The organism is Pseudoalteromonas sp. NS-SX12, from assembly GCF_057367955.1.
This window is the reverse complement of the sequence record NZ_CM170634.1, coordinates 1,964,679-1,990,077: the sequence shown is the minus strand read 5'-3', so window position 1 is coordinate 1,990,077 and position 25,399 is coordinate 1,964,679. Positions and strand designations below refer to the sequence as shown.

25 protein-coding genes are annotated in these 25,399 nt (G+C 41.8%); 9 read left to right on the top strand and 16 right to left on the bottom strand.

Annotated elements, in window-relative coordinates:
* Nucleotides 1-17 precede the first annotated feature (17 nt).
* The 8 genes from rseP to rpsB form a co-directional block, all read right to left on the bottom strand.
* Nucleotides 18-1,364, bottom strand: a complete 1,347-nt coding sequence (rseP, locus tag AC2IOM_RS09230) for a sigma E protease regulator RseP (RefSeq protein WP_054979865.1) — start codon at nucleotides 1,362-1,364, stop codon at nucleotides 18-20.
* Nucleotides 1,364-2,569 (bottom strand): 1-deoxy-D-xylulose-5-phosphate reductoisomerase, encoded by a 1,206-nt coding sequence (ispC, locus tag AC2IOM_RS09225; protein ID WP_486358181.1) that lies wholly within the window; start codon nucleotides 2,567-2,569, stop codon nucleotides 1,364-1,366. The genes rseP and ispC overlap by 1 nt, the downstream gene beginning before the upstream one ends.
* Nucleotides 2,569-3,435 (bottom strand): phosphatidate cytidylyltransferase, encoded by an 867-nt coding sequence (locus AC2IOM_RS09220; RefSeq protein WP_100913746.1) that lies wholly within the window; start codon nucleotides 3,433-3,435, stop codon nucleotides 2,569-2,571. The genes ispC and AC2IOM_RS09220 overlap by 1 nt, the downstream gene beginning before the upstream one ends.
* Nucleotides 3,436-3,455: 20 nt before the next feature.
* Complete coding sequence (gene uppS, locus AC2IOM_RS09215; protein WP_010559696.1) at nucleotides 3,456-4,217, bottom strand: polyprenyl diphosphate synthase; 762 nt, start codon at nucleotides 4,215-4,217, stop codon at nucleotides 3,456-3,458.
* Nucleotides 4,218-4,328: 111 nt separating this feature from the next.
* Nucleotides 4,329-4,886, bottom strand: a complete 558-nt coding sequence (gene frr / locus AC2IOM_RS09210; RefSeq protein WP_100913747.1) for a ribosome recycling factor — start codon at nucleotides 4,884-4,886, stop codon at nucleotides 4,329-4,331.
* 22 nt (nucleotides 4,887-4,908) lie between these two features.
* Entirely contained in the window at nucleotides 4,909-5,646 is a 738-nt protein-coding gene (gene pyrH, locus AC2IOM_RS09205) for a UMP kinase (protein ID WP_010559694.1), read from the bottom strand.
* Nucleotides 5,647-5,765: 119 nt separating this feature from the next.
* Nucleotides 5,766-6,617 carry a translation elongation factor Ts gene (tsf, locus tag AC2IOM_RS09200; protein WP_010559693.1) on the bottom strand — a complete coding sequence of 284 codons (852 nt, stop codon included), beginning with the start codon at nucleotides 6,615-6,617 and terminating at the stop codon, nucleotides 5,766-5,768.
* Between the two features lie 111 nt (nucleotides 6,618-6,728).
* Nucleotides 6,729-7,457 carry a 30S ribosomal protein S2 gene (gene rpsB, locus AC2IOM_RS09195; RefSeq protein ID WP_010559692.1) on the bottom strand — a complete coding sequence of 243 codons (729 nt, stop codon included), beginning with the start codon at nucleotides 7,455-7,457 and terminating at the stop codon, nucleotides 6,729-6,731.
* A 304-nt stretch (nucleotides 7,458-7,761) separates the two neighbouring features.
* Here rpsB and map point away from each other — a divergent pair, with 304 nt between their 5' ends.
* The 3 genes from map to dapD are packed head-to-tail and all read left to right on the top strand — an operon-like array spanning nucleotide 7,762 to nucleotide 12,017.
* Nucleotides 7,762-8,553, top strand: a complete 792-nt coding sequence (gene map / locus AC2IOM_RS09190; RefSeq protein WP_100913748.1) for a type I methionyl aminopeptidase — start codon at nucleotides 7,762-7,764, stop codon at nucleotides 8,551-8,553.
* Nucleotides 8,554-8,564: 11 nt separating this feature from the next.
* Complete coding sequence (gene glnD / locus AC2IOM_RS09185; RefSeq protein WP_486358180.1) at nucleotides 8,565-11,180, top strand: [protein-PII] uridylyltransferase; 2,616 nt, start codon at nucleotides 8,565-8,567, stop codon at nucleotides 11,178-11,180.
* Between the two features lie 9 nt (nucleotides 11,181-11,189).
* Nucleotides 11,190-12,017, top strand: a complete 828-nt coding sequence (dapD, locus tag AC2IOM_RS09180) for a 2,3,4,5-tetrahydropyridine-2,6-dicarboxylate N-succinyltransferase (protein ID WP_054979873.1) — start codon at nucleotides 11,190-11,192, stop codon at nucleotides 12,015-12,017.
* Between the two features lie 71 nt (nucleotides 12,018-12,088).
* Here dapD and AC2IOM_RS09175 read toward each other — a convergent pair whose 3' ends face one another.
* The 8 genes from AC2IOM_RS09175 to pspA all read right to left on the bottom strand — a co-directional run bounded on the left by AC2IOM_RS09175 (nucleotide 12,089) and on the right by pspA (nucleotide 18,760).
* Nucleotides 12,089-12,430 carry a 4a-hydroxytetrahydrobiopterin dehydratase gene (locus AC2IOM_RS09175; protein ID WP_010559688.1) on the bottom strand — a complete coding sequence of 114 codons (342 nt, stop codon included), beginning with the start codon at nucleotides 12,428-12,430 and terminating at the stop codon, nucleotides 12,089-12,091.
* 13 nt (nucleotides 12,431-12,443) lie between these two features.
* On the bottom strand, nucleotides 12,444-13,241 hold the full coding sequence (phhA, locus tag AC2IOM_RS09170) for a phenylalanine 4-monooxygenase (RefSeq protein ID WP_010559687.1): 798 nt from the start codon (nucleotides 13,239-13,241) through the stop codon (nucleotides 12,444-12,446).
* A 372-nt stretch (nucleotides 13,242-13,613) separates the two neighbouring features.
* Entirely contained in the window at nucleotides 13,614-14,795 is a 1,182-nt protein-coding gene (locus AC2IOM_RS09165; protein WP_486358179.1) for a trans-sulfuration enzyme family protein, read from the bottom strand.
* Between the two features lie 125 nt (nucleotides 14,796-14,920).
* The gene (locus AC2IOM_RS09160) at nucleotides 14,921-15,952 is read right to left on the bottom strand and encodes a TIGR01620 family protein (RefSeq protein ID WP_486358178.1); all 1,032 of its coding nucleotides are present in this window, start codon (nucleotides 15,950-15,952) and stop codon (nucleotides 14,921-14,923) included.
* On the bottom strand, nucleotides 15,949-17,385 hold the full coding sequence (locus tag AC2IOM_RS09155) for a YcjX family GTP-binding protein (RefSeq protein ID WP_486358177.1): 1,437 nt from the start codon (nucleotides 17,383-17,385) through the stop codon (nucleotides 15,949-15,951). The genes AC2IOM_RS09160 and AC2IOM_RS09155 overlap by 4 nt, the downstream gene beginning before the upstream one ends.
* Nucleotides 17,386-17,422: 37 nt before the next feature.
* Complete coding sequence (gene pspC / locus AC2IOM_RS09150; protein ID WP_486358176.1) at nucleotides 17,423-17,833, bottom strand: envelope stress response membrane protein PspC; 411 nt, start codon at nucleotides 17,831-17,833, stop codon at nucleotides 17,423-17,425.
* Nucleotides 17,830-18,063 (bottom strand): envelope stress response membrane protein PspB, encoded by a 234-nt coding sequence (gene pspB / locus AC2IOM_RS09145; RefSeq protein WP_010559682.1) that lies wholly within the window; start codon nucleotides 18,061-18,063, stop codon nucleotides 17,830-17,832. Before pspB ends, pspC begins: the two co-directional genes overlap by 4 nt.
* Nucleotides 18,064-18,094: 31 nt before the next feature.
* A complete protein-coding gene (gene pspA / locus AC2IOM_RS09140) occupies nucleotides 18,095-18,760 on the bottom strand; it encodes a phage shock protein PspA (RefSeq protein ID WP_010559681.1) in 666 nt (221 codons plus the stop codon).
* A gap of 184 nt (nucleotides 18,761-18,944) precedes the next feature.
* On the opposite strand from pspA, the gene pspF reads away from it, so the two are divergent.
* Genes pspF through AC2IOM_RS09110 form a run of 6 tightly spaced genes read left to right on the top strand, consistent with a single transcriptional unit; the run spans nucleotide 18,945 to nucleotide 25,364 of the window.
* On the top strand, nucleotides 18,945-20,024 hold the full coding sequence (gene pspF / locus AC2IOM_RS09135; protein ID WP_237130967.1) for a phage shock protein operon transcriptional activator: 1,080 nt from the start codon (nucleotides 18,945-18,947) through the stop codon (nucleotides 20,022-20,024).
* On the top strand, nucleotides 20,008-21,690 hold the full coding sequence (locus tag AC2IOM_RS09130; protein WP_486358175.1) for an ABC transporter substrate-binding protein: 1,683 nt from the start codon (nucleotides 20,008-20,010) through the stop codon (nucleotides 21,688-21,690). The genes pspF and AC2IOM_RS09130 overlap by 17 nt, the downstream gene beginning before the upstream one ends.
* A complete protein-coding gene (locus tag AC2IOM_RS09125) occupies nucleotides 21,690-22,724 on the top strand; it encodes an ABC transporter permease (protein WP_486359557.1) in 1,035 nt (344 codons plus the stop codon). Before AC2IOM_RS09130 ends, AC2IOM_RS09125 begins: the two co-directional genes overlap by 1 nt.
* On the top strand, nucleotides 22,711-23,604 hold the full coding sequence (locus AC2IOM_RS09120; RefSeq protein WP_010559677.1) for an ABC transporter permease subunit: 894 nt from the start codon (nucleotides 22,711-22,713) through the stop codon (nucleotides 23,602-23,604). The genes AC2IOM_RS09125 and AC2IOM_RS09120 overlap by 14 nt, the downstream gene beginning before the upstream one ends.
* The gene (locus AC2IOM_RS09115) at nucleotides 23,605-24,603 is read left to right on the top strand and encodes a peptide ABC transporter ATP-binding protein (RefSeq protein ID WP_486358174.1); all 999 of its coding nucleotides are present in this window, start codon (nucleotides 23,605-23,607) and stop codon (nucleotides 24,601-24,603) included.
* Nucleotides 24,603-25,364, top strand: a complete 762-nt coding sequence (locus AC2IOM_RS09110; protein ID WP_100913753.1) for an ATP-binding cassette domain-containing protein — start codon at nucleotides 24,603-24,605, stop codon at nucleotides 25,362-25,364. The genes AC2IOM_RS09115 and AC2IOM_RS09110 overlap by 1 nt, the downstream gene beginning before the upstream one ends.
* The last annotated feature ends 35 nt before the right edge of the window (nucleotides 25,365-25,399 follow it).

Genomic DNA, 25,399 nt, shown 5'->3' with positions numbered 1-25,399 from the left:
TTATTATTTGATTTCCTTTATAACCGCGTAAAATCGTTAAACAGCGCAAGGCAAGTTAACAATATAAGGATTAGCGCACCAATCCTAAAACCTAATTCTTGTGTCTTTTCAGAGACTGGCTTTTTTCGGATAAGTTCAATGATGTAATACATTAAATGACCGCCATCTAAAATTGGTAGCGGCAACAAATTGAAAAAACCAATACTTACACTAACAAATACTAAGAACTCCAATAACGGCATAATGCCACTACTGGTGCTGGCTCCAGCGCCAATTGCCACTCCCACTGGACCACTTAGATTCGCAACAGAGACTTGTCCTGTTATCAAATTAACTACTGTTGCAAAACTGACATTGATTAGTTGAATTGTTTTATCAACACCCAAAACAATGGCATCAAATACGCCGTATTGTTGTGTTGAAATCATCCACGATGGCCAATTTTCAACAAAGGGTATCACACCTAAGTAGCCTTGATTAAGCCCTTGCTCACTTTTTTTGCTACCAGGAGTAACCTCAATATTTAGCTTGTCATTACCGCGGCTTATAGTAAGCAATAATGGCGTATTTGGCGAGCGCTGAATTCGAGTGACAAATGCATGCCACGATGGCATTGCTTCACCATTAACTAAATGAATTTCATCATCGACCTGAAGCCCACCAAATTCAGCAGGACTGCCTTTTTGCACATGACCAAGGCGCATGGTCTCTGCAGGTCTGAACGGTTTAATACCGATATCAACAATGGGGTTTCCGTCGTCTTTTAACTGCCAATTAGATAAATTAAGATACGTTTGTTGATAGCCTAAATCATCGTCTTTAACACTAACACGTACTTGCTGCTCGCCAATATTTTCCATCAAAACCAATAAGGTTTCACGCCAGCCATATACGTCTTTGTCGTTTATCGCGGTAATCTGTTGTCCTGCTTGCAACCTTGCTTGCTCTGCTAAGCTGCCAGGCACCACCTCGCCAATAACAGGCAGAAGTGAGCGCACACCAACCATAAACATAATGGCAGATACAATAATGGCGAAAATAAAATTCGCCATTGGTCCTGCCGCAACCACCGCAATGCGTTGGTAAACTGATTTGTTATTGAACGCTAAATGACGTTCATCGCTCGCAACCTCTTCAACACGTTCATCGAGCATTTTCACGTAGCCACCAAGTGGGATCGCCGCGACAACGTATTCGGTGCCGAGTTTGTCGTGCCATTTAAACAAAGGTTTGCCAAAACCAATTGAAAAACGCAGCACTTTAACACCACAGCGCCTTGCTACCCAAAAGTGACCATATTCATGAACGACAACAATAATGCCAATGACTAATATAAACGACAGTAAGTTCCACAAAAATTCCATTAACAACTCCCTGCAATCATATTCGTTGCATAATGACGCGCTTCGCTATCAAGCTGCAAAATAATATCTAGGTCATTAATTTTTAGCTGTTTATGACTCTTTGCGATTTTATCGAGTACCTGAGCATTGATTTTATAAATGTCTAAAAAGCTGATTTTCTTTGCCAGAAATGCGGCCACAGACACTTCATTCGCAGCATTGATTGTGGTTGTTGCGTACTGCCCTTCTGAACAAGCATCTATTGCAAGCTTTAAATTTGGGTAACGCTCAAAGTCTGGTGCGTTAAAACTAAAATCAAGCATATTAGTGAAATCCAGTGGTTCAACACCCGCTTCAATGCGCTTTGGAAACGCTAAAGCGTGTGCGATTGGCGTACGCATATCAGGATTGCCCATTTGTGCCAATACCGAACCATCGGTGTATTGCACCATTGAGTGGATAATACTTTGTGGATGGATAATTACTTGAATATCACTAGGCTCAGCGTTAAATAGCCACTTTGCTTCAATAAACTCTAACCCCTTATTCATCATGGTAGCTGAATCAACCGATATTTTCTGACCCATATCCCAATTCGGATGGGCGACAGCTTCATCTACTGAAATATCGGCAAAGGTGCTTAAATCACGCGTTCTAAATGGCCCGCCTGAGCCCGTTAACAAAATTTTGCTGACACCATGCTGCTTTAAATTTGCGCTGTAACAATGCTCTTGCACACTTGCTGGCATCGCCTGAAAAATCGCATTGTGTTCACTATCAATCGGCAATAACGTCGCGCCTGATTGCTTAACTGCATTAATAAAAAGCTCGCCTGACATGACAAGTGACTCTTTATTTGCAAGTAACACGCGCTTACCGGCTTTAATCGCTGCAAGTGTTGGCAATAACCCAGCTGCGCCAACGATAGCAGCCATTACCGCATCAACATTATCGTCACTGGCCACATCAGCTGCCGCTTGTTGACCACACAGCACCTTGGTTGAAATTCCCAAGCGCGTAATTTCAGCCTCAAGTTGTTTTGCCGCATCAGGGCATTGCATTACAGCGTATTGTGGTAAAAACTGCGTGCATTGCTTTGCCATTAAGCGCCAATTTTGACCAGCGACCAGCGCAAACACCTGATAAGCATCTGCGTTTCTTGCAATGACATCTAAGGTGCTAGTGCCAATCGAACCTGTAGAGCCAAGAACGGTAATACGTTGCATTACGCCACCAAGGTCCACGCATAAAATGCAGCGAAAAGCGGTGCCGCAGCAGTCAAACTATCAATACGATCTAAAATACCGCCGTGGCCAGGTAAACATGAGCCGCTGTCTTTCAAACCAACTTCACGCTTAAACATGCTCTCTAATAAGTCACCCACCGCTGAGAACAGGGCGACAACAGCGGCCATTGCAGCGTAAATAAACCATTTATCGCTTGGCACCTTAGTAAAATAGCAAAATGCTAAAACAAAAATCGCAGAACAAATTAGACCGCCGACTAGCCCCTCGATGGTTTTATTTGGGCTAACTAATGGCATTAATTTATGTTTGCCAAGATTTTTACCTGAGAAGTAAGCACCAATATCAGCACTCCACACAATACCCAGCACAACCATAATCAGAACTGAGCCTTGTGTCGCGTTTGTTGCATATTCGCTGCTGCGAAGCACATTAAGCGCTAACCACATAGGTAACAAGGTGAGTAAACCTGCAATTGCGCGCATCATTAAGCCTGCGTGCCATGCTTTTGCGGTTCTAGGGTAAGTCCATACCAGTGCGCAAGCAACAAGCCACCACGCAACAGCAAGCGTAAATACGTAATTAGCCGAGCCAACAAGTTGGCCATTTTGCCATAAGCTTTCAATCGGCCAGTACATGTTTGCAATAAATAGAATAACTGCCATGCCAGCAACATAGCTTATGCGAGAAGCGAATTTTTTAAGCCCCATAAATGCCGACCACTCCCACGCAGAGAGTAATACAATCAATCCGGCAATTAAGCTAAACAATTCAAGTGGTGTAAAAAAAACTAGTGCAAGTGCAGCTGGCGCTAGCACTAAAGAAGTCAGTATGCGTTTTATTAACAAATCAAATTACCCTATAAAAATCACGATTGAGCGAGTAGTTCTTTTATTTGTTCGCCAGTACAACCAAAGCGACGCTCTCGTGAAACATAACACGCAATTGCATCTGCAAATGCCTGTTCATTAAAATCTGGCCAAAGTGTATCAGTAAAATAAAGTTCAGCGTAAGCAGCTTGCCATAATAAAAAGTTGCTTATGCGTAAGTCGCCTCCTGTGCGAATTAACAAATCAAGTGGCGCTTGTTCTTGCATACTAATGTACTGTGACAGTTTAGTTTCATCAATATCATCAGCGGCTATTTCGCCATTCTCAACCTGTTTTGCCAGTTGTTTCGCAGCGTTTGCTATGTCCCATTGTCCGCCATAGTTAGCTGCGATATTAAGTGTTAAGCCGGTGTTATCCATGGTCATTTGCTCTGCTTTTGCTACACTTTTTTGTAGCTTCTCAGAGAAACGACTAATATCACCAATTACTTTCAACTTGACGTTATTTTTATCGAGTTTTTTTACTTCGTTGGTCAACACAAACATGAAAAGCTCCATTAAGGTGCTGACTTCTTGTTCCGGACGTCGCCAGTTTTCACTGCTAAATGCAAAAAGCGTTAATGATTCGATATTTAGTTGGCGACAAAACTTTACCGCATTACGCACCGATTCGACGCCCTTTTTATGACCAAACACACGAGGCTTACCCTTTGCTTGTGCCCAACGCCCATTGCCATCCATAATAATAGCAACATGACGCGGTAAGCTTTGTTGGGTAATAGCATCCTTAGTGATTGTCATTAAGTGTCGTTTCCTAAAGTAAAAAGCGCCGTCTAGTATACCCTAGACAGCGCTTTAAAACTAATAATTTAGTTGTTCAATGATTGAGCGCAAAAGCGTTCAAAAATTGATTTAGATTTCCATTAATTCCGCTTCTTTAGCAGCTAAAATAGCATCCATTTCTTTGATGTATTTATCTGTTAGCTTCTGAACTTCGTCATCACTTTGACGCGCTTCATCTTCTGAAATTTCTTTATCTTTAAGTAGTGCTTTAACATCTGAGTTAGCATCACGGCGAATGTTACGAATTGCAACGCGACCGCCTTCAACTTCACCACGTACGATCTTAATAAGATCTTTACGACGCTCTTCTGTAAGCGGTGGTAATGGTACGCGAATAACCGTACCTGCAGACATCGGGTTTAAACCTAAATCTGACGCCATAATTGCTTTTTCAACTGCTTGCGTAAGTGTTTTGTCAAACACAGTGATAGCAAGTGTACGGTTGTCTTCAATTGTTACATTACCCACTTGGTTAAGTGGTGTATCAGCACCGTAGTAAGATACTTGAATACCGTCTAAAAGGCTTGGGTGTGCGCGGCCAGTGCGAATTTTTGATAATTGTGAGCCAAGCGCGTCAACACTTTTTTGCATACGTTCTGCAGCATGCTGTTGGATTTCTTTAATCACGTTAATCTTCCTAACTAATAGCTTATTCTGCTGATTTATGTGTAATCAGCGTACCTTCATCTTCACCAAGGATAACACGTTTTAACGCGCCTGGTTTATTCATGTTAAATACACTGATTGGCATATTGTGGTCACGAGCTAGGGTAAATGCCGCTAGGTCCATCACCTTTAATTCTTTTTCGATTACTTCGTTGTAAGTTAATGTTGGGTAAAGCGTTGCTTCAGGGTTTTTCACCGGATCATCGCTGTATACGCCGTCAACTTTAGTTGCTTTTAAAACGGTGTCTGCTTCAATTTCAATACCGCGTAAACACGCAGCAGAATCTGTAGTGAAGAATGGGTTACCAGTACCCGCAGAGAAAATAACAACACGACCGGTTTTTAGTAAGCTAATTGCTTCAGCCCAGTTATACGCGTCACATACACCGTTAAGTGGAATCGCTGACATTAAACGTGCATTTACATAGGCACGGTGCAGTGCATCACGCATTGCAAGGCCATTCATCACGGTTGCAAGCATACCCATGTGGTCACCAACAACACGGTTCATACCGTTTTCAGCAAGTGTACCGCCACGTAGGAAGTTACCACCACCGATTACCACACCTACCTCAACGCCTAACTCTACAAGTTCTTTAATTTCTTGTGCCATACGGTCAAGAATTGATGGGTCGATACCAAAGCCTTCTTGGCCCATTAAAGCTTCACCGCTTAATTTAAGTAAAACTCGTCTAAAAACTGGCTTACGATTTGTGTTCATAGTAATCCTGGCTGAAAAAGTTGCAAAAAATAACCGCGCTAATGATAGCGCGGTTATTCTAAATAATTTTATCTCTTAGCGCAAAAGCAAAAGCCATTTTGCTAAGTGAAAAAAGTCGATTACTCGCCTTTAGCTGCTGCGATTTGTGCAGCTACTTCAGCAGCGAAGTCTTCTTCTTTCTTCTCGATACCTTCACCTACTTCTAGGCGAGTGAAACCAGAGATAGTCGCGCCTTTCTCTTTAAGGAATTCGCCAACTGTTTTCTTAGGTTCCATGATGAATGCTTGACCAGTAAGAGAGATCTCACCAGTGAACTTCTTCATACGACCAACAACCATCTTCTCAGCGATTTCTGCTGGCTTACCTTCGTTCATTGCGATTTCAACTTGAACCGCTTTTTCTTTCTCTACAACCTCAGCAGGTACATCTTCTGGGTTAAGGAAATCAGGCTTAGAAGCAGCAACGTGCATAGCAACGTGCTTAAGTGTTTCTTCGTCAGCTTCACCAGTAACAACAACACCGATACGGTCGCCGTGACGGTATGCAGACGCTTTGTCACCATCGATGTACTCAACGCGACGAACGTTGATGTTTTCACCGATTTTAGCAACTAGTGCAACACGTGTTTCTTCGAATTGAGCTTTAAGCGTTTCAATGTCAGTTTTTGATTCAGCAGCAGCGTCAAGAACAGTGTTAGCAAAGCCTAGGAAGTTTTCGTCTTTAGCAACGAAGTCAGTTTGACAGTTAACTTCTAGAAGTGCAGTGAAACCAGCACCTTGCTTGATAAGGATTGTACCTTCTGCAGCGATGTTACCCGCTTTTTTAGCAGCTTTAGCAGCACCGCTCTTACGCATGTTCTCGATCGCTAGATCGATGTCACCGTTAGTTTCAGTTAGTGCTTTTTTACAATCCATCATGCCAGCGCCAGTGCGCTCGCGTAATTCTTTAACTAGGGCAGCAGTTACAGCCATTAGTATGTCCTCAAATCCAAAATCTATTTAAAATAAGCGGGAGCAAGCTCCCCCTAATCATCAGAATACCAAGCTTTCTATGATCGTTTCATGAAAGCTTGGTAAGCGCTATTACTCAGCTTCTACGAAGTCGTCTTTTTCAGCTTGAACAGCGATGTTGCTTTCACGGCCTTCAACAGCCACGTCAGCTACAGCGTTAGTGTAAAGCTGGATAGCACGGATAGCATCGTCGTTACCAGGGATGATGAAATCAACACCGTCTGGGTTTGAGTTAGTATCAACAACAGATACTACTGGGATGCCTAGGTTGTTTGCTTCTTTAATAGCAATGTGCTCGTGATCAGCGTCGATAACGAAGATAGCGTCTGGAAGACCGCCCATGTTCTTGATACCGCCAAGGCTCTTTTCAAGCTTTTCCATTTCACGAGTAAGCATTAACGCTTCTTTCTTAGTTAACTTTTCGAAAGTACCGTCTTGGCTTTGAGTTTCAAGGTCTTTAAGACGCTTGATTGACTGACGAACTGTTTTCCAGTTAGTTAGCATACCACCTAACCAACGGTGGTTTACGTAGAACTGGTCAGAACGTAGTGCAGCTTCTTTAACTGCTTCGCTTGCAGCGCGCTTAGTACCAACGAAAAGGATTTTACCTTTGTTTGATGCTACGCCTTTAAGGAAAGACATTGCTTCGTTGAATAAAGGTACAGTTTTCTCTAGGTTGATGATATGTACGCGGTTACGTGCACCGAAGATGAACGGCTTCATCTTAGGGTTCCAGTAACGTGCTTGGTGACCGAAGTGTACGCCAGCTTGTAGCATATCGCGCATAGAAACGTTTGCCATTTTAATATTCCTCTGTAATTTTGGGTTAGGCCTCCACATATCCCATAGCACCAACAGTTCGCATTTTGCTCACTGCACCCAAGTGTATGTGCCGATATGTGTGTGTGTTAAAAATTAAAGTTTATGTGTATTCACTACAATCAACTTAAAAATCCCGAGGAAATTTAAATTTTAATTGTAAAAATACGGCGCGCTTTATACCATATTAACAAACAGAACTCAAATTTTATGAGTAATTTTCAGTCAAACAACTTAGCTAAAAAGTGTCGTGTTTGACCATAATTTAAAGAATTTTGGAGCCTAAATGAGTGCAGTGATTAAAACCCCAGCTGAAATCGAAAAAATGCGAGTTGCAGGACGCTTAGCAGCTGAAGTGTTAGAAATGATTGAGCCTCACGTTAAGGTTGGCGTGACCACAGAAGAGTTAAATCAGATTTGCCACGATTACATTGTAAACGAGCAAGATGCGATCCCAGCTCCTTTGAATTATCACGGTTTTCCAAAGTCAATTTGTACCTCAGTAAACCACGTAATTTGTCACGGTATTCCAAACGATAAAGCGCTAAAAGATGGCGACATTATCAATATTGATATTACGGTAATTAAAGATGGTTACCACGGTGATACTTCTAAAATGTTTTACGTTGGTCAACCGTCAATTCAAGCAAAGCGTTTATGTGAAATTACCCAAAAAAGCTTATACCTTGCTATCGAAATGGTAAAACCAGGTGTTCGCTTAGGTGACATCGGTGCCGCAATTCAAAAATATGCTGAAGGTTTTAATTACTCAATTGTACGTGAATACTGTGGTCATGGTATTGGCGCTGAGTTCCACGAAGAGCCACAAGTAATGCACTACGGCAAACCGGGCACAGGTGAAGTACTGCAAGAAGGCATGTGCTTTACCATTGAACCTATGGTAAACGTTGGTAAACGCCAATGTAAGCTGCTAAAAGATGAGTGGACTGTGGTAACAAAAGACCGTTCACTGTCGGCACAATGGGAACACACGCTCCTTGTGACTAAAAACGGAGTTGAAATTCTTACGCTACGATCAGATGATGAGCTTCCGAGAGTGATCGAACACAGCGAATAAGAAGGCCATCAATGGCAATAACAAAAAAATTTACCCAGTTGCTCGCAAAATGCGAGCAACTTGATGACTACAAACACCTTCTAGAACAGTTCTACCTTTGGCTCGAAGAACAATTTTCACATCAGCCTGTCGAGCGCTTAGTGAAAGCCCGCGCACAGTTAATCGACGCGATTTTAAGCCAGCTTTATGATCACTATCAATTACGCGAACACGGCGATTTAATTGCCATTGGCGGTTATGGCCGCGGCGAACTGCACCCTTTTTCAGATATCGATTTTTTATTGCTGGTCAATAAAGAACCCAACAAAGAAACACAAGAAACTATCGCTCAGTTTGTCACTTTCTTATGGGATCTGCGCCTAGATATCGGTCATAGCGTTCGCACTATCAAACAAACCATAGAACAGAAAAAAAGCGATGTTAATTTTGCTACCAGCTTGCTTGAATCTCGCTTGGTCTGTGGTGATCCGGATAATTTTGCTCATTTACAAAAAAAGTTAGTAGAAACGTCAGCGTGGAAATCGGATACCTTTTTTATCGCTAAGCGCGATGAACAGGAAATAAGGCATAAAAAATGTCATGGCACGGCATATAACCTTGAGCCCAATTTAAAAGAAAACCCGGGCGGATTACGCGACGTACAAACTATTATTTGGGTCGCAAAAAAGCATTTTCGCTCACAAACGCTCGAAGAACTAGTGGAACACGGTTACTTAACGTTTGAAGAGCATCAAGAACTGCTCGAATGTATTGTAAACCTATGGAATATTCGCTTTGCACTGCACCTAGCGGCTGGGCGCATGGAAAACCGGTTACTCTTTGATCATCAACCGGTAGCAGCTAAACTGCTCGGTTTTGGCGACGATGGGCGTGCCGCCGTTGAACGTATGATGAAACGATTATTTCGCATTATGGGGCGTGTGCGTGAACTTAATCAAATGCTGTTATCCTACTTCGAGCAAAGCATCTTAACGGGCCATGTAAACTACAAAGTAACCAGTATTGACGCTGACTTTGAACAAATTGGCCATCAAATTCGGGTGAAAGATCCGCAAGTATTTTTTCACCGTGAAAAAATTATTGAGCTGTTTTGGCACATTGCCGACAATCCACAAATTACCCATATTTACCCAAGCACAATTCGTTTACTGCGCCAAGTAAGACGTCGTTTATTAGGCGACTTACAAGATTATTCGCTGTGTCGCACTATGCTGCTTAAGCTTATTTCCCATCCGAATGGTATGGGGCGTGCCTTTACGTTAATGCATAAACACGGCATTTTATCGGCGTATTTACCGAATTGGCGTAATATCGTTGGGCAAATGCAGTTCGATTTATTCCATGCCTATACGGTAGATGAACACACCCATCGTTTAATTCAAAATTTGTATCATTATTTCCAGCCAGAGTGCGCCAATACGTTTCCGCTGTGTCGTGAAATTGTGGTACGCATGGAAAAACCAGAGCTATTGTATTTAGCGGGTATTTTCCACGATATTGCCAAAGGCCGCGGTGGTGATCACTCCGAGCTTGGTGCGGTGGATGCCAGAGAGTTTGCCAAATTACACGGCTTAACAACCTTTGAGGGTAAATTTATTGCGTGGCTTGTGGAAAACCATTTGCTTATGTCGGTAACAGCACAGCGCAAAGACATTAACGACCCTGACGTGATTGCTGAATTTGCAGCACGAGTTAAAAATGAAAAGCAACTCGATTACCTTTATTGCTTAACGCTTGCTGATATTCGCGCCACCAACGATAACTTGTGGAATGATTGGAAAAGCACACTGCTGCGCGATCTTTATACCCACACACAACGTGCGCTGCGCCGTGGTCTTGAAAACCCAATGGATTTACGTGACCAAATTCGCGATAAAAAAGCACAAGCAAAACAACGTTTACTTAATTTAGGTTTTGCAGAAGGTCAAATTGATGCATTGTGGCTGCGCTTTAAGCCCGATTATTTCACGCGTTTTTCAACGCAAATGATTGCATGGCAATGCGAGCATATCTTGGCGTCAAAAGATCCTAGTAAAGGATTGGTGCTGCTTTCTGGTCAGCCTATTAATGGCGGTAGCCAAGTATTTGTTTACTGTCCAGATCAAGCCAATTTAGTTGCGCGTTTGGTAGCGGTGTTGGGCGCTAAAAAAGCCAACATATTACACGCGCAAATAATGAATACCAAAGACGGCTATGCGGTTGATAATTTTGTTATTTTAGAACAAAACGGTGAGCCGGTAACGAGCCAAAGTCGCGCTAGCTCTATTAAGAAGTCAATTCAGCAAGTTATTGACGAACCAAATAAGAAAGTTCGAGTCAAAAAGAACCGTAAAAAGCGCTTTAAAGGCTTTAATATTAAGCCCCGAGTTATTGTGTCACCACATGGGCGTAAAGACCGCACCCTTGTAGAAATTCAAGTGGTTGACATTCCAGGCTTATTAACCAAAATAACCGATGTATTTTCAAGTTTAGCGTTACATATACACGCCGCACGCATTACGACCATAGGCGAACGTGCTGAAGATTTCTTTGTGGTATCTAACGCTGACTATAACGCATTAAATGAACAAGAATGTGGCGACTTAAAAAACCGCCTTCTTGAAAAATTCAATTCCGAAAACGATTAAAGGCACACTATGGAACAATTGAAATTAACCATCGAGCAAGCATGGGAAAATCGCGATAATATTTCACCGGCATCAGTTTCTGATGAGGTTTTCAACGCTATTAACGAATCCCTCGCTTTGTTAGATTCAGGTAAAGCACGTGTGGCTGAAAAAATCTCAGGTGAATGGGTTGTACACCAATGGCTTAAAAAAGCGGTGTTATTATCATTTAGAATTCGTGACAACGCACCAATGAACGATGGTGTAAACCAGTTTTACGACAAAGTACCGCTTAAATTCACTGACTACACGCCTGAGCAATTTAAGCAAGAAGGCATGCGCGTAGTACCAAACGCGGTGGCTCGTCAGGGCAGCTTCGTAGGTAAAAATGTAGTGTTAATGCCTTCTTATGTGAACATTGGCGCTTACGTTGATGAAGGCACAATGGTTGATACATGGGCAACCGTAGGTTCATGTGCACAAATCGGTAAAAACGTACACTTATCAGGTGGTGTTGGCATTGGTGGTGTACTAGAGCCACTACAAGCAAACCCAACTATTATCGAAGATAACTGCTTTATTGGCGCTCGTTCTGAAATTGTAGAAGGCGTTGTTGTTGAAGAAGGCGCGGTAATCTCAATGGGAGTATACATTAGCCAAAGCACACGTATTTATGACCGTGAAACAGGCGAAACTCATTATGGACGCGTACCGGCTGGCGCCGTTGTTGTACCTGGCTCACTGCCATCAAAAGACGGCTCACATAGCTTATACGCTGCAATTATCGTGAAAAAAGTTGACCAGCAAACACGTGAAAAAGTAGGTATTAATGCCCTACTTCGCTCAGTAAGCGAATAATGCGTTAAACGCATACTAAAAACACAAAAAAGAGCGCTAATTAGCGCTCTTTTTTTATTGTTTAGAAGCAATTAGTCTTCTAGCAGTGCATCTGTTTTAGCGGCACAAATAAAGTCGTTTTTATGCAGACCTTTAATTGAGTGGCTCCACCAAGTTACTGTTACTTTGCCCCACTCAGTTAAGATACCGGGGTGGTGACCTTCATCTTCCGCCATTGCGCCTAACTTGTTGGTGAATTCCAACGCGAGTTTAAAGTTCTTGAACTTAAATACACGCTCTAATTGCATAATGCCGTCAACCACAATTGGTGTCCAATCAGGAATTTGCTTAACTAATACGGCTAGCTCTTCATCTGAAACTTTTGGTGCGTCAGCACGACACGCTTCACATTTTTGAGCACTTAATTCAGACATAATAAACCCTTTTCTAACTTGCTTTCTTTTGTTTAGGTGGAAATAGTGGCTCGTGGAGCCCTAGCTCTTTTGCTTTTTCTACAAGCGACATAATATCGAGCTGTGAAATATCAAATAAATCTTCAATTGCATTAATGGTGTAATACAAAGGTTGCATAATATCGATACGGTACGGCGTGCGTAACACATCGAGTGGTTCAAGCGGCTTGATTTGTGGTACATCTGAGTACACATATTGGGTTTCGCCTGGGCTTGATAAAATACCACCGCCATAAATGCGTAGACCATCTTTAGTTTGCATTAAGCCAAACTCAACGGTAAACCAATATAAACGCGCTAAATATACGCGGTCTTTTTTCTCAGCAGCTAAGCCAAGTTGACCATATTTATGTGTAAACTCTGCAAATGCAGGGTGTGTTAACATAGCGCAGTGACCAAAGATCTCGTGAAAGATATCTGGCTCTTGCAAATAATCAAACTCTTCACGTGAGCGAATAAAAGTCGCTACCGGGAATTTTTTATTTGCCAGCAATCGGAAAAACTCATCAAAATCAATCAATGCAGGTACTGGCGCGCATTCCCAACCGGTCGATTCGCGTAGCACTTTACTTACTTCTTCTAATTGTGGAATGCGGTCTAACGGCAGGTTTAGCTTATCTAAGCCATGCATATACTCGTCACACGCCTTGTTTTTTATACATTCTAATTGACGTGCGATCAGTTCTGACCAAATTTGATTTTCTTCATCAGACCAATTGATAAACCCATTATCATCTGGCTGTTTAGAAATATAACTACTACTTTTGCCCATAAATTTCATCTCTTCATCAGCAAGTGACGTACTTGCTTAAGCACAACATTCAAACGCAAAACGGTGACATTACACGCTGAATTCAGATGTTCTAGATGTTATGACAAAGTTACTCAAAAGGTAATGACTGCGGCAGTTTTGGTACTTGCCACAAAGCTGCAAAATGTAAACTTAATATTACATACCAGTAAACATTTAAAACCAGCCTTATAAATAAAGCGATAAAAACCAATAAAGATGTAAAAATAAAATTACACAACATAGCTTTCACAAGGAGGTAAATGTTAACAGAAGCCTTTTTTAGTTTTTACTAGTTACTTAGAAACAAAAAAAGAGGCTAAACGCCTCTTCAACTTAGCCAAATAGAGAACATTAAATTTGCGCTAATGCTTGTGCTAAATCGTTAATAATATCGTCAGCTTCTTCAAGGCCAACAGAAATACGCACTAACCCATCTGAGATCCCTGCTGCTAAGCGTTCTTCAGGTGTATAAGGAGAGTGTGTCATCGATGCGGGATGCTGGATCAAGGTTTCAGCATCACCTAAGCTTACTGCTAACGTGCACAATTTAGTTGCGTTAATAAATTGCGCGCCCATTTCAAGTGTGCCTTTTAGCTCAAACGCAATTACACCACCGGCCGCTTTCATTTGCGTGCCAATAAACTTATTACCGGGATGAGATTTTAGGCCAGGGTAATATACTTGTTCGATTTTTTCGTGCTGTGCTAAAAATTCCGCGACTTTTTGCGCGTTGTTACAGTGTCTTTCCATACGAACGCTGAGTGTTTTCATACCGCGAATAATTAACCAGGCATCGTGTGGACTAATGGTTGCACCAATATCTTTTAACACAGTAAGCTTAATGGTTTCGATATGCTCTTTACTACCGCACACTAAACCTGCAACCACATCGCCATGACCATTTAAGTATTTAGTTGCGCTGTGCAGCACAATATCGATACCAAAGTGCTTTGGTTTTTGCAGTAACGGCGTCATAAAGGTGTTATCGATTACCGAAATTAAATTATGGCGCTTGGCAAAATCACCAATAAACGCTAGATCAATAACCACAAGGTTAGGGTTAATTGGCGTTTCAGCGAAGATCATTTTTGTATTTGGTTTAAGTGCGTTTTCAACTGCGCCGTGATCTTCCATATCAACAAATGTCACTTCAATACCAAACTTAGGTAACATATGAGAAAACAAAGCAAAAGTGCAGCCATACACCACTTTTGAGGCAATCAAGTGATCACCTTGCGCTAAAAAGCTCAGAACAGATGCTGATACAGCGCCCATGCCTGTAGCCGTGGCAGCGCCATCTTCCATTTCTTCTAATGCCGCGATTTTAAGTTCTAGCTCTCGGGTTGTTGGATTGCCAAGGCGAGAATAAATATAGCCTGCTTCATCACCAGCAAAACGCGCAGCGCCTTGCGCTGCGTTATCAAAAACAAAGGTAGAAGATTGGTAAATAGGCGTACTAAGAGGACCATGGGCGTGATCATGTTGCTTTCCGCCATGAATACATAAACTGTTATCCGAAAGTTGTGATTTCATACTACTTGCTTAAATTGTTGTCATAATTATTAACTACATAATTAATGCACAACTGAAAAAACAACAAGCACGCTAGATTGTTAGACGGCTAAAATTGTATACAAAAGGCTGAAAATGCGTAAAGTTTATTTTCCACTCTGTCCGTTGTCTTTGCTTTTTACACTGTCTATGGCGAGTTTAACGCATGATGTTAACAAGTTTTTCTTATTTGGTAAGCCTGGTAGCGGACGACTTAATTCCATTGCTTTGTAGCCGATACGTGCCGTAAAGATACTCACACTCACACCTTGCGCGGCGCGTGCAGATAACTTGCCAGCGAGTTCAGCGCTTAATGCTGTTGTAGCAAAATCGCTGATAAGCTCAGCACTGCCTGCAAACAGCATTTGCTTTAATGTCATACGATACAGCTTTATGCGACTGACATACCCTAACGGCAAACCATACACTTGGGTAATATCTTCAATCATTTTAGTGCTACGCCACAGCACCACCACCATATCGACTAATGCGATAGGCGATATCGCCACCATCACACCTGAGGTAGAAGCGTATTTTTTAATAATATTTTGTGCTTTCTCGTCCTGCTCAACCAAAACGGTATTAGCATACAGCGACATCACCTCTTGATCTGTGTGATGGGCATCGAGCTTGGAGAGCATTTGCGCTAACTTATCATTACTAAGGTGACCGTTGATTTTAGTTAGAAATCTTTCCGCTTCGCCAATTTGCACAGATTGCATTAATCTAGCGGCATCATGCTGCTGAATTTTTGTATTTTTTAATTTTCGTAATAAACGGAATTCACGAAAAGCGACTTTACCAACTAAAGCCAGAGCCGTTGACACCGCCACGCCGTACACAGCGGCTAAAAACGGTGACGTGCTAATTGCCTCAATAATCGTAAAAATGACTTCAGACAACACTAACGTCACCAGCGATAAAACAAAAATACGCGCCAGCCAGTTAGGCTTCGTTGGCTTTGTTAACGAATCTAATTCAGTTTCAAGTGGCGTTTCAGCCATTTCTAGTTCGCTGTGTGATTGGGCAACAACTTTACCTTGCTGCAATTGCTCACTTTGTTCGAATAATGAATCCAATTGGCTATCGTTTTGCGGGTCGCATTCTTTGATAACTCGGCCTTGTTGCAACTCACTCATAGCACCTTATCTCCAATTAAATACTCTATTACATGGTCTAACCTGACATGCTCAAGCTGATGCTGCGCGTTTAACATCGGGTAAAAGCTTGGAAAGTTAAAGCCATTTTTTGGCCACTGTTCCGGTGGAAGCAAACGCATTGGTGGTTGCGCTGGTAAATACGTTAGCAACTGCTCACTTTCGATTGATTTACCATAAATACAATTAAGTATTTCTCCGCTTTCCTTAACTTGTACCTGCTTGGTTGCTTTCACTGAACTCATCGCCATGGTTTCCACCATGACGCCTTGGTAATTCAATTCATTTTGCGCATCAAGCACTAAATTGTTAAGTAATAACGCTAAGTCTTTATGATGCTCAACACTCAGATGGTCCACTTTATTTGCAGCAAACAAAATTTTATCGATCTTGGGTGAAAACAAGCGGCTTAAAAAGTTATTTTTGCCATAGTCAAAATGCTTTAATAGCGACTTAAGGACATCACTTTGCTCTACCAGTGCATCGCGTCCTTTATCTAGCGCGCCTAATAAATCAACCAAAATAATTTGCCTATCAAAGCCGCCAAAAAAGTTACTGTAAAAGGTCTTAACAACGTCTTTTTTATATTGCTCATAACGTGTTTTAAGGGTTGCTAAATAACTGTTTTCAGGAGCGCTTAACAGTGTTTGTTGATCAATCTCAGGAATTGGAAAAAAATGAGTAATTGGTGCATCTTCCAACTCACCAGGCATAATTAAACGGCCAGGCTGTAACTGCGTTAATTGACACTGATTTTTAAATATCAGTAATAAATCTCGATATTCATGTGCGAACTGTTTAAGTTGGTCGAAGTCGACCTCTTGGGCCCAATCAAATTGCGATAATTTATTTACAAAGGTCTCACTATGAGCTGCTCGCGGCTGCTCTTTAAGCAATGCAAACTGACGGTTATTCCATGCCAGAAACGACTCATCAAGCATAGGTAAATCAAGTAACCATTCGCCAGGATAGTCAAAAATATCGATTGTTAGGGTGCTAACATCGGTTAGATGGGCGCGTAAACCACTATTCGGCTTATATTTAATGTTTAAACGTAAGGTGTTTAATCGGTTGGTTGATGCTGGCCATTTACTCAATTGCAACTGATTTAACGCGTTACCATAGTCAAAGCTAGCAACGCTTAAGTCATCCTGGCCTACGAGTTTGCCCGCAATAAAACGCTCTTGCTGTTGTAATGAAAAAAATGGCAGCTTGCTTTTGGGTTGCGTTAAATGATGAATAAACGATGTAATAAAAGCGGTTTTACCACTTTTACTCAGTCCTGTTACGGCAAGTTTTACATGTTGATCTAAACCGCGTTTTACTAGTTTTTGTGCTTTGGCACGCAGTTTTTGTAACTTTTCCGATTGGTTGATAACTTTCTCCTTAACAAACAAAACGGATAAGTTTGCCAATGGTGAAACTTATCCGTTTAGGTACGTTGTCTTATCGCTACAGTTTGTTGATTTCACGGCTTACAGTAAACTCCGGTGAAGTAACATACTTTTCCATCGCTTGTAAGCGGCCATCAATGCGATCAAACTGTTCTTTTAAGTCGTGAAGCGCGCGACGTGGTGGTTCACCTGCTTGCCACACTTTTGACTTAACTTCGATCGGTTTTTCATTATTAACCGTTTCTGTTTTACTTTGATTAGGTAAAGTTTCTGGCTTTACCTCCAAAATAAACCAGCATGCAATGTAAGCAACAATAAAGAATGGGCCACCGAGCAAGAGTACTGCTGAAATAAAAATAATTCTTACCAGCCATAGCTCCATATTAAAGTAGTCGCTTAACCCTGCACAAACACCAGCTACTTTGCCACGTTTTGGGTCACGATATAATTCGCCTCTACGTCTACTCATACCTTAGCCCTCCACTCAGGCGCCTCCGCATCTAAAATAGACTCTAGCGTTTTCACGCGGTCGGCCATTTTTTCTGCTTTGTTTGCCAGTTCAATTAGCTGACGATGTTCATGTTCACTTAAACCTTGGCTCACTTGCTTTTTGCTGCGGTAATGTAAAATTAGCCATAATGGTGCAACAAAAATCATAAACAAGATTGTTGGAACTGCTATTGCTTCAAACCCACTCATAGTGCCCTCCTGCTCTCCCAAGCTTTAATTATTACTTATCTTTTTTAGCCATGCTTTTCTTAAGAGCTGCTAGTTCATCATCGATTTTCTCTTCATCTTGAAGACTGGCGATTTCATCAGACAATGTTTTCTTACCCATTTCATACGATTCAATTTGCGACTCAAGGCCATCAATTTTGTTCTCGTAATGTTCAAAACGACTTAGTGCATCTTCCACTTTAGATGAATCAAGCGCTTTCTTAACACCTAAACGCGACTCAGCAGAACGTTGACGAAGAATAATTGCTTTTTGACGTGCTTTTGCATCAGCTAGTTTGTCTTGCAATGCTGCAACTTCTTGCTGCAATTTTTCAATGTGCTCTTCAACTTGCGCAAGCTCATGCGCTACTGCGGTTGCCGCTTCGGTTGATTTTTTCTTTTCAACAAGTGCTGAACGCGCTAGATCTTCGCGCTCTTTGCTTAGTGCTAACTCAGCTTTTGCTTGCCAATCAGCAGCTTCCTGCTCAAGTTTTTCAACACGACGTACTAGTTCTTTCTTTTCGGCAATGGTTTTTGCCGAGGTAGAACGCACTTCTACAAGCGTGTCTTCCATTTCTTGAATAATCAGACGAACCATTTTTTCTGGATCTTCTGCTTTATCTAACAAAGCATTGATATTTGAATTCACAATATCTGCAAAGCGTGAAAAAATTCCCATAATACTTTCCTCAATTTTAAAATTTATGACTGACCGCTTTTACTGTATCAAGATGCTTGCCAACTTTTAAATACACCTAAAGAATTGATTTTAAAGTGAAATATTTTGAAATACAAAATACTTTAAACACATCAAGAATTAAAATACACTAGATGTTAGTAAATTTGACTAAGAGTTAGCAAAAATGAGTCGCACTAATCAACAGGACAATCTTTTAGGTCAGTCTAACAGCTTTTTAGAAGTATTAGAGCATGTATCGCAAGTAGCACAGCTTAATAAACCCGTACTCATAATTGGCGAGCGCGGAACTGGTAAAGAACTGATTGCTGCACGTTTACATTTCCTCTCAAGCCGTTGGGACCAAAATTATGTAAAGCTTAATTGTGCGGCACTAAACGAAAACCTGCTAGAAAGTGAATTATTTGGACATGAGTCGGGCGCATTTACCGGTGCAGGCAAACGCCATGAAGGGCGTTTTGAGCGAGCTGATGGTGGCACACTGTTTTTAGATGAATTAGCCAATACCTCAGGCCTTATTCAAGAAAAGCTATTACGTGTCATTGAGTATGGTGAGTTTGAGCGTGTTGGCGGTAAATCCACTGTACGCGTTAATACGCGTTTAGTTTGCGCAACCAATGAGGATTTACCCAGTCTTGCTGAGCAAGGCGAGTTTCGCAGCGACTTACTCGACCGCTTGGCTTTTGATGTGATTACACTGCCGCCTTTAAGAGAGCGTAAAGAAGATATTTTGCTACTAGCTGAAAACTTTGCAATTAATATGGCGCGAGATCTTGAATGGGAGTTATTCAGCGGTTTTACACGAAAAGCACAAGAAACGTTACTTGATTACCACTGGCCAGGTAATATTCGTGAACTTAAAAATGCGGTTGAACGAAGTGTTTATCGCGCTGCTAACCCGCATGTGCCTGTACATGAAATTATACTCGACCCATTTATTAGCCCATTTAGACCAAAGCAAAAAGTCAAAACAAACGACCGTGTTAGCGTCGCCCCAACTGAGCCAACTAACGCTGTTGCGCCACCAGTTGTGGACGAGCCAGTAACCAGCAAGCCAGAATTTAACTTTCCATGTGACTTAAAAACATTATCAAATCAGTACGAAATTGATTTAATTAATGACGCATTGAAGTATTGCCAATATAATCAAAGAAAAACGGCCGATAGCTTAGGGTTAACCTACCATCAGCTGCGAGGCTACTTAAAAAAATACAATTTATTAGATGCCAATGCGCGAACGTTGTAACACAACAACACAAACGGATAAAAAAAGAAGTAACTTGCCAAAATTACTCGAATTACTTCGTACTAACTGCTCAAAGGTGTCGGCTATTTTCGCATGCACCTTGCTTGCTGCGTGCACCTTTGAAGAGCAAAAGACCATTAATGGCTTAGTGTACTGCTCGGAAGCAAACCCGGTGGCATTTAATCCACAGTTGACCACCACAGGGTCAACCATCGACATTATCTCTCATCAACTCTATAACCGTTTGCTATCAATCGACCCAACCAGTGGTGAATTTATACCCGAATTAGCAACCAGTTGGTCATTGCAAGATGGTGGCAAAAAAGTGGTGTTTAATTTGCGCCAGGATGTGGCGTTTCATCAAACCGATTACTTTACACCAAGCCGCTCACTTAACGCAGACGATGTGGTGTTTACATTTACCCGCTTATTTGATGTTTATAACCCTTACCATTTTGTCGGCGGTGGTAATTACCCGTATTTCCAAAGTATTGGTTTAGATCAGTCTTTTCGCTCAGTGACTAAAACAGGCGAGTACCAAGTTACATTTGAGTTGTTTAGCCCAGATAGCAGCTTTTTATCCAACATGGCCACCGATTTTGCCATTGTGCTATCAAAAGAATATGCCGATATGCTAAGTAAAAATGAGTCTTTGGAAGATATCGACCGCTTACCTATCGGCACAGGCCCTTATAAATATAAACGCTTTAAACGCGATGCCTTTGTGCGCTTTTATCGCAATGAAGATTACTGGAAAAGTGATGTAGCCATTGAACAATTGGTATTTGATATTACATCAGACTCCAACACCCGCATCGCTAAAGCGCTTACTGGCGAGTGTGATATTGCAGCTCACCCAAGTAGCGCACATATCGAAGTTTTAAATAACCGTGAAGACATCGCCGTTGAAAAATTAGCAAATTTAAATGTGGGCTATTTGGCCTTTAATACGCAAAAAGCACCATTTGATAAAGTTGAAGTACGTCGCGCAATTTCACACGCCATCGACAAACAGAAAATACTGCAAGCGGTCTATTTTAATAACGCGGATATGGCACAATCTATTTTACCGCCAGAATCTTGGGCCTACCAAGCCCAACCAAACTATCCTAGCTATAACTTAGAGCTAGCAAAATCATTACTTGAAACCGCTGGTTATAAAGATGGCTTCACCATGGATCTGTGGGCGATGCCAGTAACCCGTATTTATAATCCTAACGCCCGAAAAATGGCCGAGCTTATTCAAAGCGAATTAAAGCAAATTGGCATAAAAGTGAATATTATTGAGTACGAGTGGAACACGTTTCTTGAGCGATTAACCCTGCATCAACACGATTCGGTTTTAATTGGCTGGGCAGCTGACTCGCCAGAACCCGATAACTTTTTAAACCCAATTTTAAGCTGTGCATCAGTATTTAGCGGTAAGAACCCTTCTAATTGGTGTAACGCTGAGTTTGATTTACTGCTAACAAAAGCCCACGACACTGAAGATATTGAGGCGAGAAAAGAAATTTACTTTGCTGCGCAACAAATGGTTGCTCAGGAATTACCTTTACTGCCAATTGCCCATGGACTGCGCCTGCAAGCTAAATCAACACACATCACAGGTGTTGAAGTACCGCCATTTGGTGGTATTTCGCTCGCTAATGCGAGGAAAGCACAATGATGTTACGTGACTACCTTACGAGAAGGCTAACGCTATTCTTCTTTATGCTGCTGTTATTAAGCGCATTTACGTTTTCATTGGCGTATTTGTTTCCAGGTGAAGCGATTTCAAATTTAAGTGGTGTGCAAACACCCACACCAATGGAACGCGATGCGCTGAGCCAAAAATATGCCCTAGATAAAAGTTATATTGCGCAGTATGGCAAGTTTATTTCTAATATTTTCCATGGTGATTGGGGTACGTCTTTTTCATCCGGACAGCCGGTTTTTGAGCATATTAAAGAGCTTTTCCCTGCAACGATAGAGCTTGCATTTTATGCCCTTATTGTGTCGATTATTGTTGGTGTTCCGGCGGGTATTTTGTCGGCGGCGTATCACAAACGACTACCCGACTACACGATCAACTCATTTGCACTGATAGGTATTTCAACCCCGATATTCTGGCTGGCGCTTATTTTAATTATGGTGTTTTGCTTACAGCTAGGTTGGCTGCCAATGAGTGGCCGCGTCGGCTTACTGTATGAAATTCCTGATACGACTGGGTTTATTTTGATAGATATTGCTCTTAGCGATATCGATTATAAACAACAGGCGTTTATTGATGCGTTTAAACACTTAACGCTACCAACTTTAGTGCTCGCAACTTATCCAACCAGTGTACTCACGCGCTTTACCAAAGACTCTACGCTCACTGTATTAGATAAACCGTATATTAAAACTGCACGCGCTAAAGGGTTGACTCGATATGAAATTATCACTCGCCATGCGCTGAAAAATGCCCTACTACCAATTATTAAACAAATTGGTTTACAGTTTAGTACGCTGATTACGCTTGCGATGATCACTGAGGTTATTTTCTCATGGCCAGGCGTTGGACAATGGCTGATTAACAGTATTTATCAGCGCGATTACCCAGCAATTTCAGGTGGCTTATTAACCGTATCGTTATTTGTGATTATCGCGAATATTGCGGCAGACATTTTACACAACCTATTAGACCCAGTTTCGAGAAATCAAAGTCATGGCAAAGTTTAAGTTATTTACCGAAGACTCAAACAAGTCGCCATTACGCCATTTGTGGCGTAACTTTAAGTCGAATCACCTTGCATTATTGGGCCTTTGGGTGTTTTTGTTTTTAACGGTACTTGCCATGTTTGCGCCGCTTATTGCACCTTATGGTATCAACGAGCAGCATAATAATTCGCTTATTTTACCGCCGTCTTGGGATGATCAAGGTAGCGTAAACTTTTTACTTGGAACCGATGGCCTCGGGCGCGATTTACTTTCGCGCTTAATGAACGGTGCCACTATGACCTTTGGTCTTGCCATCATCACGGCATTATTAACAACTCTTTTTGGTGTCATTTTAGGCATTTTAGCAGCACTTACTAAAGGCTGGCGTTCTTCTGTTTTAAATCACCTACTTGATGTAACACTGGCGATCCCAAGTTTACTGTTGGCAATTATTATTGTGGCAATTCTTGGTCCTGGCTTAATGAACACAGTGTGGGCAATTATTCTGTCACTGTTACCGCAATACATTCATTCAATCCGAAATATTGTTAGCCAAGAAATAAGCAAAGATTATGTGATAGCTCACCGCCTTGATGGTGCGAGTAAATGGCGTATTTTATTAAAAGGTATTTTGCCTAATATATACGAGCAAATTGTATTAATTTTTACCATGTCGTTATCGACTGCCATACTGGATATCGCAGCACTTGGCTTTTTGCAATTAGGCGCTCAACCGCCTACTGCTGAATGGGGCGCAATTTTGGCAGAAAACTTAAGTTTGATTTACCTTGCCCCATGGACAGTAGCCCTGCCCGGCTTCTTGCTATTTATTACTATTTTATCTACTAACCTAGTTGGTGATGGTTTGCGCCAAGCACTGCAAAAACGTAAGGCCAGCTAAATGCAATTGCTTGATATTCGTAACTTAACGATAGAGTTAGATACCGGCGAAACGGTGATCCGCGCGGTGGACCGCGTTAGCTTTAGCTTAAAAGAAGGTGAAGTGCATGCCCTTGTTGGTGAATCTGGCTCGGGCAAAAGTTTAATCGCCAAAGCATTAATGGGCGTGTTAAATGCGCGCTGGCGTATCACAGCCGACCGCATGCATTGGCGTGGCATCGATTTAATGCGATTAAGTGGTGAAAAACGTCGCCAGTTAATCGGCAATGAAATCGCGATGATCTACCAAGAACCTAGTAGTTGCCTTGATCCCACAGCGAAAATTTACGATCAGCTGATTGAAAGTATTCCGCGCGATAAAATTAACGGTCATTTTTTTCAAAAGCGCTTATTGTTAAAAAAACGCGCAAAGGCATTACTACACAAAGTCGGCATTAAAGAGCATGAACACGTATTTGACAGCTATCCCCATGAACTTTCTGAAGGTATTTGTCAAAAAGTGATGATTGCAATGGCAATTGCACGCTCACCAAAATTACTGATTGCCGATGAGCCGACAACAGCGCTTGAGAGCACAACACGTGCACAAATTTTTCGTTTGCTACGCAGTTTAAATCAGCTCAAAAGCATGTCTATTTTGATGATCAGTCACGAATTATCTGAGCTAAGTGATTGGACTCATGGCTTACACGTTTTATATTGCGGACAAATGGTCGAGGCTGGACGTACTAAAACATTATTTACTAAGCCAAAACACCCTTACACACAAGCGTTACTTAAAAGTTTGCCTGAATATAACCAAAGCTTAGCCCATAAAGCACCGCTGTACGCGCTCAAAGGCACAATCCCGACCTTGCAGCACCTTCCTATAGGTTGCCGACTTGGACCACGCTGTCCGCAAGCTCAGCGAGAATGTGTGGCAACACCTCCGGTGTCAGATAGCCATGGTCACACCTATGCCTGTCACTTTCCGCTTAACCAAGACAAGGAAAAGTGCTAATGGAACCTATTCTTAAGGTACAAGCACTGCACAAACACTTTAATGTGCGCGCAGGGCTTTTTAGAAGTAAGCAGTTTAATGCGGTCTCTGATGTATCATTTTGCTTAGGCAAAGGTGAAACCCTCGCCATCATTGGTGAAACAGGGTCAGGTAAAAGTACATTAGGTAAAATTTTAGCGGGCGCTGATACCGCAAGCTCAGGACAAATTCTACTAGATGGCCAGATAATTGAAGATGGCGGAAAACGCGTAGAAAACAGTAAAGATATTCGCCTAATTTTCCAAGATCCGATGAAAAGCTTAAACCCGAGCAATACTATTGGCAGTATCTTGGGCGAAATCTTAGTGCTAAATACCGACTTAGATAAACAGCAGCGCAGAGAACGCATTAACCAAACGCTTTTGAACGTAGGTTTACTTGCCGAACACCGCAATTACTACGCGCATATGTTCTCTGGCGGCCAAATTCAGCGTGTCGCGCTTGCTCGGGCAATTATTCTCGACCCTAAAATCTTAGTGTTAGATGAAGCACTGTCCTCACTCGACCCGTCAGTACGGGCGCAAACGGTAAACCTTTTGTTGCGATTACAACGCGAAACAGGGTTAAGCTATATTCTTATTACTAACCACTTAAGCTTAGTAAAGCATATGAGTGACAGCTTGTTACTGCTTCATAAAGGCAAGGTGGTTGAGTATGGCGAAACACATCAAGTCTTTGCCAAGCCACAAACTAAGTTGGCTGAACGCATGCTCGCTAACTAAGCAACGCTCAAAGTAACTAAAGAAGCATTAATTAA

Coding starts and splice junctions, on each gene's coding strand:
- rseP (WP_054979865.1), bottom strand. CDS start 1,364: ATGGAATTTTTGTGGAACTTACTGTCGTTTATATTAGTCATTGGCATT.
- ispC (WP_486358181.1), bottom strand. CDS start 2,569: ATGCAACGTATTACCGTTCTTGGCTCTACAGGTTCGATTGGCACTAGC.
- uppS (WP_010559696.1), bottom strand. CDS start 4,217: ATGACAATCACTAAGGATGCTATTACCCAACAAAGCTTACCGCGTCAT.
- pyrH (WP_010559694.1), bottom strand. CDS start 5,646: ATGAACACAAATCGTAAGCCAGTTTTTAGACGAGTTTTACTTAAATTA.
- tsf (WP_010559693.1), bottom strand. CDS start 6,617: ATGGCTGTAACTGCTGCCCTAGTTAAAGAATTACGCGAGCGCACTGGC.
- rpsB (WP_010559692.1), bottom strand. CDS start 7,457: ATGGCAAACGTTTCTATGCGCGATATGCTACAAGCTGGCGTACACTTC.
- map (WP_100913748.1), top strand. CDS start 7,762: ATGAGTGCAGTGATTAAAACCCCAGCTGAAATCGAAAAAATGCGAGTT.
- glnD (WP_486358180.1), top strand. CDS start 8,565: ATGGCAATAACAAAAAAATTTACCCAGTTGCTCGCAAAATGCGAGCAA.
- dapD (WP_054979873.1), top strand. CDS start 11,190: ATGGAACAATTGAAATTAACCATCGAGCAAGCATGGGAAAATCGCGAT.
- AC2IOM_RS09175 (WP_010559688.1), bottom strand. CDS start 12,430: ATGTCTGAATTAAGTGCTCAAAAATGTGAAGCGTGTCGTGCTGACGCA.
- phhA (WP_010559687.1), bottom strand. CDS start 13,241: ATGGGCAAAAGTAGTAGTTATATTTCTAAACAGCCAGATGATAATGGG.
- AC2IOM_RS09165 (WP_486358179.1), bottom strand. CDS start 14,795: ATGAAATCACAACTTTCGGATAACAGTTTATGTATTCATGGCGGAAAG.
- AC2IOM_RS09160 (WP_486358178.1), bottom strand. CDS start 15,952: ATGAGTGAGTTGCAACAAGGCCGAGTTATCAAAGAATGCGACCCGCAA.
- pspC (WP_486358176.1), bottom strand. CDS start 17,833: ATGAGTAGACGTAGAGGCGAATTATATCGTGACCCAAAACGTGGCAAA.
- pspB (WP_010559682.1), bottom strand. CDS start 18,063: ATGAGTGGGTTTGAAGCAATAGCAGTTCCAACAATCTTGTTTATGATT.
- pspA (WP_010559681.1), bottom strand. CDS start 18,760: ATGGGAATTTTTTCACGCTTTGCAGATATTGTGAATTCAAATATCAAT.
- pspF (WP_237130967.1), top strand. CDS start 18,945: ATGAGTCGCACTAATCAACAGGACAATCTTTTAGGTCAGTCTAACAGC.
- AC2IOM_RS09130 (WP_486358175.1), top strand. CDS start 20,008: ATGCGCGAACGTTGTAACACAACAACACAAACGGATAAAAAAAGAAGT.
- AC2IOM_RS09125 (WP_486359557.1), top strand. CDS start 21,690: ATGTTACGTGACTACCTTACGAGAAGGCTAACGCTATTCTTCTTTATG.
- AC2IOM_RS09120 (WP_010559677.1), top strand. CDS start 22,711: ATGGCAAAGTTTAAGTTATTTACCGAAGACTCAAACAAGTCGCCATTA.
- AC2IOM_RS09115 (WP_486358174.1), top strand. CDS start 23,605: ATGCAATTGCTTGATATTCGTAACTTAACGATAGAGTTAGATACCGGC.
- AC2IOM_RS09110 (WP_100913753.1), top strand. CDS start 24,603: ATGGAACCTATTCTTAAGGTACAAGCACTGCACAAACACTTTAATGTG.